Below are 9,354 nucleotides of genomic sequence, written 5' to 3'. Positions count from 1 at the left end.
CGGAACGGTCCTTCCCGGACCCGTGCGCGTGCGAGCCGTTGGCGCAGGAGTTGTCGAAGGCGCCGTTGAACGCCGCGACCGCACCGACGGTGTTGCCGCACACGTTCACCGGCACGTGCACCGGCGCCTGCACGTTGTTCCCGGACAGCACACCGGGAGAATCCTCGGCCCCGCCCACCGCGTACGAGTCGGCGAGGGCGGGGGTTCCGTACAGGGACAGAATGCCCGTGGCGGCGGCCGCCGCGAACACTCCCCTGCTCAGGGTCTGTCGCAATGTGGTTGTCTTCCTGCTTGAAGAATGGGAGTGGCCGGCCCCGGCATGGAGGCCGACGACCGAGGACGTGTCCCGGCCCTCGGTCGCCGCATGGCCTACTCCTTCATCAACCCGACTCACGGGAATCGGTTGCGCAGGTTCACCCGGTTGGCCCCACGGGGTGCGCGCGGTCCGGCGTCAGGAGACCACGTCCTTGCGGGCGAACCCGCGGAAGGCCAGCGCGAACAGCACCAGGGCGTACGTCACGGAGACGGCGGCGCCCTGGATCATCCCGGACCACTGGAGGGCCGGCTGGACGGCGTCCGCCCAGGCGAACTGCCAGTGCGCCGGCAGGAAGCGGCGCCAGTCGCCGAGGGCGGTCACCGCGTCCAGGACGTTGCCGACGATGGTCAGGCCGACGGCGCCGCCGACCGCGCCCAGCGGGGCGTCGGTCCGGGTGGACAGCCAGAACGCGAGCCCGGCGGTGACCAGCTGCGACACGAAGAGGTACGCCACGACCACCACGAGCCGCCCGGCCGCCGTGCCGGGGTCGAGCGCGCCGCCGGTGGGGATCTGCAGCGGGCCCCAGCCGTAGGCCGCCGTGCCGACGGCGAGCGCCACCAGCGGCAGCAGCACCATCGCGGCGAGGCTCAGCCCCAGTCCGACGATCAGCTTGGACCACAGCAGCCGCATGCGGGGCACGGGCGCGGCGAGCAGGTAGCGCAGGGAGGACCAGCCGGCCTCCGAGGCGACCGTGTCCCCGCAGAACAGGGCGACGGGGATGACCAGCAGGAAGCCCGCCGACACGAACAGGTTCACGGCGGCGAAGTTGGCGCCGGACGCGGTGGCCGTGTCCATCAGGTTCACGCGGTCGCCCCGGCCCTCCGGGTCGCCGCCGATCGCGAAGGCGACCACCAGCACGAAGGGCAGGGCGGCCAGGATCGCGCCCATGACCAGCGTGCGGCGGCGCCCCAGCTGCCGGACCAGTTCGACGCGCAGCGGCAGCGTGCGGCCCGCGCGGTAGCCGGCGGCGGCCCCGCCGGGCCCGGCGGACCCGTCCCGCTCGGTGAGCGTGTTCATGCGGACCCTCCGATCAGGGTGAGGAAGGCGTCCTCGAGGCGGCGGTGCGGCCCCACCGACGCCACGGGCACCTCCAGCCGGACCAGTTCCGCGACCAGGCGCGGGGCGGTGCCGTCGGCGTCCAGCCGGACCAGCAGCCCCTCGTCGGTGCGGACGGCGGAGGCGACGCCGGGCAGTGCCGCGACCTTCTCGGCGAGCGGCTCCTCCACGGGTTCCCGGGTGCCGACGAGGAGGGTGTCGCCGGAGCCGACGATCTCGTGGACCGGGCCGGCCTGCACGAGCCGGCCGCGGTCCATGACCACGAGGTGGGTGCAGGACTGCTCCACCTCCGCCAGCAGGTGGCTGGAGACGATCACCGTGCGCCCGGCGGCGGCGTACCGGATCATCACCTCGCGCATCTCGCGGATCTGGGGCGGGTCGAGCCCGTTGGTCGGCTCGTCGAGGATGAGCAGGTCCGGCAGGCCGAGCATGGCCTGGGCGATGGCGAGGCGCTGGCGCATGCCCTGGGAGTAGGTGCGCACCGCGCGGGCGAGGGCGTCGCCGAGGCCCGCGATCTCCAAGGCCTCGTCCAGGTGGGCGTCCCCGGGCGGACGGCCGGTGGCCCGCCAGTACAGCTCGAGGTTCTCCCGGCCGGACAGGTGCGGCAGGAAGCCCGCGCCCTCGACGAAGGCGCCGACCCGGGAGAGCACGGGGGCGCCGGGGCGGACGGCGTGGCCGAAGACCCGGATCTCGCCGCCGTCGGGCCTGATCAGGCCCATCAGCATGCGCAGGGTGGTGGTCTTGCCCGCGCCGTTCGGGCCGAGGAGACCGAGGACCTGGCCCTTCTCGACGCGGAAGGACAGGTCCCGCACGGCGTACCGGTCGGCGGAGCGGGCGTAGCGCTTGCTCAGGCCGGTGATCTGGAGCGGCACGTCGGCCAGTGCCGGGTCGGGGGGCGCGGCCGTCGTCCGGCGGCGGCCGGTCAGCAGCAGGGCGAGGGCGGTCACGGCGCCGGCGGCCGGCAGCCACCACACCCACGCGGGCAGCGGGGCCGCCGCGGCGGTCACGCCGGGGGCGGTGGGCACCGTGAGGCCGCTCTTCAGGGAGACGGTGTACGTCGCCGGGGCGGTCGGCGAGGCGTGGCCGAGGTCGGTGGAGGCGAGGACCAGGCGCAGGCGGTGGCCCTCGCGGACCTCGTGGTCGACGGCCGGGAGGGTGAGGGTCACGTCCCGGCCGGCCCCGGCGTCCTCGACGCGGACCGGCGCGACCAGCTGGGAGGGCAGCACCTGCTGCCGCCCGTCGGGGCCGACGTCGTACACCTTGCCGAACAGGACGGCGTCGTCGCCGGTCGACTTCACGTGGACGGTGACCTCGGGCGACCCGGTGATCCGCAGGTCGCGGGTGAGCGGGGCGGACTCGAAGCGGGCGTGCTGGCCGGGGAAGTCGAGGGACACCCCGACGCCGAGGGAGGACAGCCCGGCCAGGCCGCCGAGGCCGGGAAGCGCGGAGACGGCGGGCGGGTTCGCGCCGGCCGGGTTGGCGAAGCTCTGTTCGCCTCCGGTGAGGGGGAAGGACCGGCCGCCGTTCACCAGCCCCGGATAGGTGTCGGCGCTCGCACCGCTCAGCACGGCCCGGCCGTCGGTGGAGTCGACGCCTCCGGTGCGGGTGACGCGGAAGGCGGGACCGGTGCCGGCATCCTCCTCGCCCTTCAGGTACCGGTCGAACCAGGCTCGTACCCGCGCCTGGACGCGGCTCGTCTCCGGGTCGCCGCCGTCGTGCCCGCCCGCGATCCAGTCGACGGCGACGGGGGCGCCGTTCGCGCGGATCGCCCGCGCGGCCGCGTCGGCCTGGCCGAGCGGGAAGAGGGAGTCGGACTGGCCCTGCACGAGGAGGGCGGGCACGTCGATGCGGTCGGCGACGGCGGACGGCGAGCGTTCCTCCAGGAGCTCACGGGCTCGTGCGTCCGGGACGCCGGACTCGGCGACCCGCTCGTACATCTCGCACAGCGCGGGCTCGAACTTATCGCAGCCGCCGCCGGAGCTGACGAAGATCCCGGCCCACAGCTTCTTGAAGACGCCGTTCGGGAACAGGGCGTCGGCGAGGTCGAAGTAGGTGATCGCCGGGGCGACGGCGTCGACGCGGTCGTCGTGTCCGGCGGCGAGCAGGGCGACGGCGCCGCCGTAGGAGGCGCCGGCCATGCCGACGCGCGGGTCGCCGTCCTCGTCCAGCTGGACCTCGGGCCGCTCCGCCAGCCAGTCGATCAGCCGGGAGACGTCGGCGACCTCGCCCCGCGGGTCGTTCAGCCCGATTCTCCCGGTCGACTCGCCGAAGCCGCGCGCGGACCAGGTGAGGACGGCGTACCCGTCGCGCGCGAGGTCCTCGGCCTGCTCGCGCACGTCGTCCTTGCTGCCGCCGAAGCCGTGCCCGAGCAGGACGGCGGGGCGGCGGCCGTCCGGGCCGGCGGTGAAGTACGAGGTGTCGACGCGCACCCCGTCGCCCACGGCCACGACCCGGTCGGCGCGGCGCACCGCGGGCGCGTCGTCCGCGGCGACGGCGGTCCAGGTACCGGCACCGGCGAGCACGGCGACGGCGGCCGCGGCGGCCAGGGTCCGTCGCGGCCGCCGCGACCACGGCCACCGCGCTCCGGGCAGTCGAAGATCCATGCGTCAACGGTACGGGGTCGGTCCGCGGGCGGATCGCCGACCGCAGGGCGAATCCCGGCCCCTCCCACGGGTGTACGGGACGGCTGCCGCGTACCGCGTCCGTGGTACGCGGCAGCCGTCCGCGCACGGGGCGGGGCCGTCCGCACGGGCGGACGGCCCCGCCGGCCGGCGGGCGTCAGTGGTTGCGCGGGAAGCCCAGGTCGACGCCGGCGGGGGCGTCGGCCGGGTCGGGCCAGCGGGTGGTGACGACCTTGCCGCGGGTGTAGAAGTGCGTGCCGTCGTTGCCGTAGATGTGGTGGTCGCCGAAGAGGGAGTCCTTCCAGCCGCCGAAGGAGTGGTAGCCCACGGGGACCGGGATCGGCACGTTCACGCCGACCATGCCGGCCTCGACCTCCAGCTGGAAGCGGCGGGCGGCGCCGCCGTCCCGGGTGAAGATCGCGGTGCCGTTGCCGAACGGCGAGGAGTTGATCAGGTCCAGGGCCTCCTCGTAGGTCTCGGTGCGCAGCACGCACAGGACGGGGCCGAAGATCTCGTCCCGGTAGGCCCTGGCGTCGGTCGGCACCTTGTCGAGCAGGGAGATGCCGATCCAGTGGCCGTCCTCGTACCCCTCGACGGTGTGGCCGGTGCCGTCGAGGACGACCTCGGCGCCCTCGTCCGCCGCGCCCGTCACGTACGAGGCGACCTTGTCGCGGTGCTCGCGGGTGATCAGGGGGCCCATCTCGGAGGCGGGGTCGTCGCCGGGGCCGATCCTGATCTTCTCGGCGCGCTCGCGGATCTTCGCCACCAGCTCGTCGCCGATCGCGCCGACGGCCACGACCGCGGAGATCGCCATGCAGCGCTCGCCGGCCGAGCCGTAGGCCGCGGACACGGCGGCGTCGGCGGCCGCGTCGAGGTCGGCGTCGGGCAGGACCAGCATGTGGTTCTTGGCGCCGCCGAGGGCCTGGACGCGCTTGCCGTGGGCGGAGGCGGTGGTGTGGATGTGGCGGGCGATGGGGGTGGAGCCGACGAAGGAGACGGCCTTGACGTCCGGGTGCTCCAGGAGGCGGTCGACGGCCGTCCTGTCGCCGTGCACGACGTTGAACACGCCGTCCGGCAGCCCGGCCTCGGCGAGCAGCTCGGCGAGGCGGACCGAGGCGGAGGGGTCCTTCTCGCTCGGCTTCAGCACGAAGGTGTTGCCGCAGGCGATGGCGAGGGGGAACATCCACATCGGCACCATGGCCGGGAAGTTGAACGGCGTGATGCCGGCGACGACGCCGAGCGGCTGGCGCAGGGAGGCGACGTCGACGCGGTTGGCGACCTCGGTGGACAGCTCGCCCTTGAGCTGCACGTTGATGCCGCAGGCCAGGTCGACGATCTCCAGGCCGCGGGCCACCTCGCCGAGCGCGTCGGAGTGCACCTTGCCGTGCTCGGCGGTGATCAGTTCGGCGATCTCGTCGCGGTGCGCGTCCAGCAGCGCCCGGAACCTGAACAGGATCGCGGTGCGCTGTGCGAGCGAGGACCGCCCCCAGCTCGCGAACGCCTCCTTGGCGGCGGCGACCGCGGCGTCCACCTCCTCGACGGAGGCGAACGCGACCTTCGTGGTGACCTCACCGGTCGCCGGGTTCGTCACCGGGCCGTAGGTACCCGAGGCGCCTTCGGCGGCCTTGCCGCCGATCCAGTGGTTGACGATCTTCGTCATGACCGAGAACTCCTTCTGAAGAGGGCGGCGACGGGTGGAGACGTGCCGTTCGTGCAGCTCGCGTGCCGGGCCGCGGACGGTCGTGCCGCGGTCCCGGCCACGGGTCCATCCCACCAGGCCGGGCCTTCGGACGCGCCCGACACAGTGTCGGCCGTTCCGGTCCCCGCGTAGACACCCGCGGGGACGGCGGGGGCGCGGCACCCGGTCCGCGCTGCGGTCGGGCACCCCGTCCGGGGCCCGGACCTCCGGCGCGGGGCCGTAGCGGGCGGGGAGTCGTCGCTCGCACTTCGCTCCTGCCAAAGCAAAGCGGCCTCCCACGCCGGAGGCGATCCGGGGCCGGGCGCCCCGGGACGCGTCCGCACGTCGGCGACCGACGCGGACACGCCCCTCACACCCGGGAGCCGACGCGCCCTTCCTGCGTGCGGACCGTGCGGCTCTCCCCGGTTCTAGCCCGGGCACGAAGCCCTGTCAACATTTTGTCCGGACATTCGGACGAGATCTTGACGGTTTTCCTGCGCTCCCGGGTCCGGCCCGGGTGTTTCGCCCGGAAGGACCGGTCCGTGCCGGCGCCCGGTGCGCGGCGCCCCACCCGCCTTCCCGCGCGCCTTCCCGCGCGCCGGAGTGCGCCCCGGCGACGCGATTCACCCGGTACGGGTCTTCCGCGAACGGCCGCGGGGGCTCGGGACCGTGGGAGGCGGGGCGGCCCGGCCCCCGCCCGTACGAGGACGCGGGACGCGGGCGGGGAACCGGCCCCGGACGGCTCCCCGCGGCGAGCCGCGCAGCGCGGTCAGCGCCCCCGGCCTCCGCCGGCCGGTCCCGGACCGGCGCGCGGACCGGCGCGCGGACCGGGAGAGCCGGTGCGGGAGTCCGGTGCGTCCGCCGCGGCACGAGGGCGACGCGCCCCCGCCGTGCCACCGGTGCACGCCTTTGCGTCAGCCGTGTCACAAAGGCCTCCGTTCCGTCACGTCCGTCACGGGTGCGCGAGCCTTCCGTCACATCCGCGCACGCCCCCCGCCCCGTTCCCCTCCCGCGTCGTTCACCGGGCGCAACGCTGGTGATCGTCAGCGCGGCACCCGGCTCCCCCCCTGACGGCCGCCCGGCCGCCGCCGCGGTGCGCGCGGGGAGGTGCGACACATGACCGACCGACGGCTGTGGTCCTACAAGGACATCGCGGCGCACATCAAGGTGCAGCCGGACACCGTGCGCTCCTACCGCAAGCACGGCCTGCTGCCCCCGCCGGACCACGTCGAGGGCGGCAGGCCGTACTGGTACGCGGACACGGTCCGGGCCTGGGTGGCCTCCCGGCCGGGCAACCGGGGCCGCGGCGGCGGCTGACCCCGGGCAGCCCCGGGAAAAACGGCTGTGCCCCGCCGCCCGGGTGGGGCACAGTGCCGCCATGGACCTCGTGGACTTCGCCGACAAACCCGTCCTCACCGGGGAGCGGACCGTGCTGCGCCCCTTCACGGAGGACGACGCCGAGGTGATGGGGGAGATCGTCCGGGACCCGGAGGTCGTCCGCTTCACCTTCGACTCCTCCGTCGAGCTCACCCCGGAGCGCCTGCGCTCCTGGTACGGCTCCCGCTCCGCGCAGCCCGACCGGCTCGACCTCGCCGTCACCGACCGCGCCACCGGGGAGCTCGTCGGCGAGGTGGTGCTCCACGCGTGGGACCCGCACGCGCGCAGCTGCACCTTCCGCACCCTCATCGGACCGCGCGGCCGCGGACGGGGGCTGGGCACCGAGGCCACCCGGCTCATCGTCGGCCACGGCTTCGAGCGCCTCGGGCTGCACCGCATCCAGCTGGAGGTCTACGGCAACAACCCGCGCGCCCTGCGCGTGTACGAGAAGGCCGGCTTCGTGGTCGAGGGCGTCCGGCGGGAGGCCGCGTTCCGGGACGGGGAGTGGGTCGACGAGGTGGTCATGGCGATCCTCGACCGGGAGTGGGCCGCGCTCAGCGCCACGGCTCGATGACCGTCACGCCCGCGCCCGGGGCCGTGCCCATCGCCGCCAGCGCCGACGGGGCCGCGTCCAGGCCGACGGTCCGCGTCACCAGGAGGTCGGGGCGGACCGCGCCCGCGCGGACCAGTTCCAGCATCGGCGGGTAGGCGTGCGCGGCCATGCCGTGGCTGCCGAGGAGTTCGAGCTCGAGGGCGATGGCGCGGGCCATCGGGACCGGGGTGGTGCCGGTGGACGAGGGCAGCAGGCCGACCTGGACGTGCCGGCCCCGGCGGCGCAGGCCCGCCACCGAGGCGGCGCAGGTGGCGGGTGAGCCGAGGGCGTCCAGGGAGAGGTGGGCGCCGCCGCCGGTGAGGTCGCGGACCGCCTCCGCCGTGTCCTTCGTCCCCGCCGCGTCCACGCACGCCGACGCGCCGAACCCCCGTGCCAGTTCGAGGGCCTCCGGGGAGACGTCCACCGCGACGACCCGCGCGCCGGCCGCCGCCGCGATCATCACCGCGGACAGGCCCACCCCGCCGCAGCCGTGCACGGCGACCCACTCCCCCGCCGCCACCCGGCCCTGCTGCACGACCGCGCGGTAGGCGGTGGCGAAGCGGCAGCCGAGGGAGGCGGCCGTCGCGAAGGCCATGTCGTCGGGGACGGCGACCAGGTTGACCTCGGCGTGGTCCAGCGCCACGTACTGGGCGAAGGAACCCCAGTGGGTGAAGCCGGGCTGGGTCTGCCGCTCGCACACCTGCTGGTCGCCGGCCGCGCAGGCCGGGCAGCTCCCGCAGGCGCAGACGAACGGGACGGTGACCCGGTCCCCGGGGCGCCACCGGGTCACCCGCGCGCCGACCGCCTCGACGGTCCCGGCGAGTTCGTGGCCGGGGACGTGCGGCAGCGCGACGTCCGGGTCGTGGCCCTGCCAGCCGTGCCAGTCGCTGCGGCACAGGCCGGTGGCCGCCACGCGGACCACGACCCCGTGCTCCGCGGGCTCCGGGTCCGCGACCTCCCGCACCTCGGCCGGTTCCCCGTACCGCTCGAACACCACCGCCCGCATGGCCGGTCCTCCCCGCACTCGCCGCTGTCGGCGGAACGCTATCCGCGGGTCCCCGCCCCGTCGCGGGCGGGGGCCGCCTCCGGCGGTTCCCGCCCGCCTCCGCGCGCACCGCCTCCGCGCGCACCGGCACCGCGCTCCTGGTGCCCGGGCCCGGTGTCCCGGCGCCGCCGGCGTCCGGGAGCCGCAGTACGTTCGGGGACGCAGGGACGTCCGGGAAGCGAGGAAGGCCCGGGACCGGCGGAATGCCCTTCTCCGCCGTCGGCCCGCCCCTCCTGGATTCATACCCCCTAGGGGTATAGTCTTGGAAGGTGGCCCTCCGAGGGCCCTCCCCACCCGTACGCCTCGACGAGGAGCAACACCATGTCGACTTCCCCGACCGACACCCAGGGTTCCGTCACCACCGTCTACAAGGTGAGCGGGATGAGCTGCGGCCACTGCGAGGGCGCCGTCTCCGGCGAGATCTCCTCGATCCCCGGCGTCAGCTCGGTGAAGGCGATCGCCGCCACCGGCGAGGTGACCGTGGTCTCCGAGGCCCCGCTGGACGAGGCGGCGGTGCGCGCCGCCGTCGACGAGGCCGGCTTCGAGCTCGTCGGCACGGCCTGAGCCGCGACCGGGGCACCGCGGGGGGGGGGGGGGGGGGGGGGGGGGGGGGGAGGAGGGGGGGGGGGGGGGGGGGGGGGGGGGGGAGGGGGGGGGGGGGGGAAGCAG

The 9,354-nt window shown here is 75.4% G+C and carries 8 protein-coding genes; 3 read left to right on the top strand and 5 right to left on the bottom strand.

What is annotated here, in order from left to right; genetic code table 11:
• The 4 genes from ACZ56B_RS14000 to mmsA all read right to left on the bottom strand — a co-directional run.
• Positions 1 to 274 (bottom strand): chaplin (locus tag ACZ56B_RS14000; protein ID WP_468789600.1); only part of this gene is annotated, 274 nt, incomplete at its 3' end.
• Between the two features lie 177 nt (positions 275 to 451).
• Complete coding sequence (locus tag ACZ56B_RS13995) at positions 452 to 1,333, bottom strand: ABC transporter permease (protein ID WP_468789598.1); 882 nt, start codon at positions 1,331 to 1,333, stop codon at positions 452 to 454.
• Positions 1,330 to 3,975, bottom strand: a complete 2,646-nt coding sequence (locus ACZ56B_RS13990; protein WP_468789596.1) for an alpha/beta fold hydrolase — start codon at positions 3,973 to 3,975, stop codon at positions 1,330 to 1,332. Before ACZ56B_RS13990 ends, ACZ56B_RS13995 begins: the two co-directional genes overlap by 4 nt.
• A 175-nt stretch (positions 3,976 to 4,150) precedes the next feature.
• Positions 4,151 to 5,653 (bottom strand): CoA-acylating methylmalonate-semialdehyde dehydrogenase, encoded by a 1,503-nt coding sequence (gene mmsA / locus ACZ56B_RS13985; RefSeq protein WP_468789594.1) that lies wholly within the window; start codon positions 5,651 to 5,653, stop codon positions 4,151 to 4,153.
• Between the two features lie 1,134 nt (positions 5,654 to 6,787).
• Between mmsA and ACZ56B_RS13980 the strand changes: the two genes are divergently transcribed.
• Together ACZ56B_RS13980 and ACZ56B_RS13975 are read left to right on the top strand one after the other, a co-directional pair.
• Positions 6,788 to 6,988, top strand: coding sequence for a helix-turn-helix transcriptional regulator (locus ACZ56B_RS13980; RefSeq protein WP_345578585.1), 201 nt, complete (start codon positions 6,788 to 6,790; stop codon positions 6,986 to 6,988).
• Positions 6,989 to 7,049: 61 nt separating this feature from the next.
• The gene (locus tag ACZ56B_RS13975; RefSeq protein WP_468789592.1) at positions 7,050 to 7,622 is read left to right on the top strand and encodes a GNAT family N-acetyltransferase; all 573 of its coding nucleotides are present in this window, start codon (positions 7,050 to 7,052) and stop codon (positions 7,620 to 7,622) included.
• Here the strand turns inward: ACZ56B_RS13975 and ACZ56B_RS13970 are convergent.
• The gene (locus ACZ56B_RS13970; protein ID WP_468789590.1) at positions 7,603 to 8,646 is read right to left on the bottom strand and encodes a zinc-dependent alcohol dehydrogenase family protein; all 1,044 of its coding nucleotides are present in this window, start codon (positions 8,644 to 8,646) and stop codon (positions 7,603 to 7,605) included. The two genes, ACZ56B_RS13975 and ACZ56B_RS13970, sit on opposite strands and share 20 nt — an antisense overlap.
• Positions 8,647 to 9,006: 360 nt before the next feature.
• On the opposite strand from ACZ56B_RS13970, the gene ACZ56B_RS13965 reads away from it, so the two are divergent.
• Positions 9,007 to 9,249 carry a heavy-metal-associated domain-containing protein gene (locus ACZ56B_RS13965; RefSeq protein ID WP_468789588.1) on the top strand — a complete coding sequence of 81 codons (243 nt, stop codon included), beginning with the start codon at positions 9,007 to 9,009 and terminating at the stop codon, positions 9,247 to 9,249.
• Positions 9,250 to 9,354: the final 105 nt, after the last annotated feature.

The sequence above is a fragment of the Streptomyces sp. NPDC034670 genome, from assembly GCF_055574875.1.
This window is presented reverse-complemented; position numbering and strand designations above follow the sequence as displayed.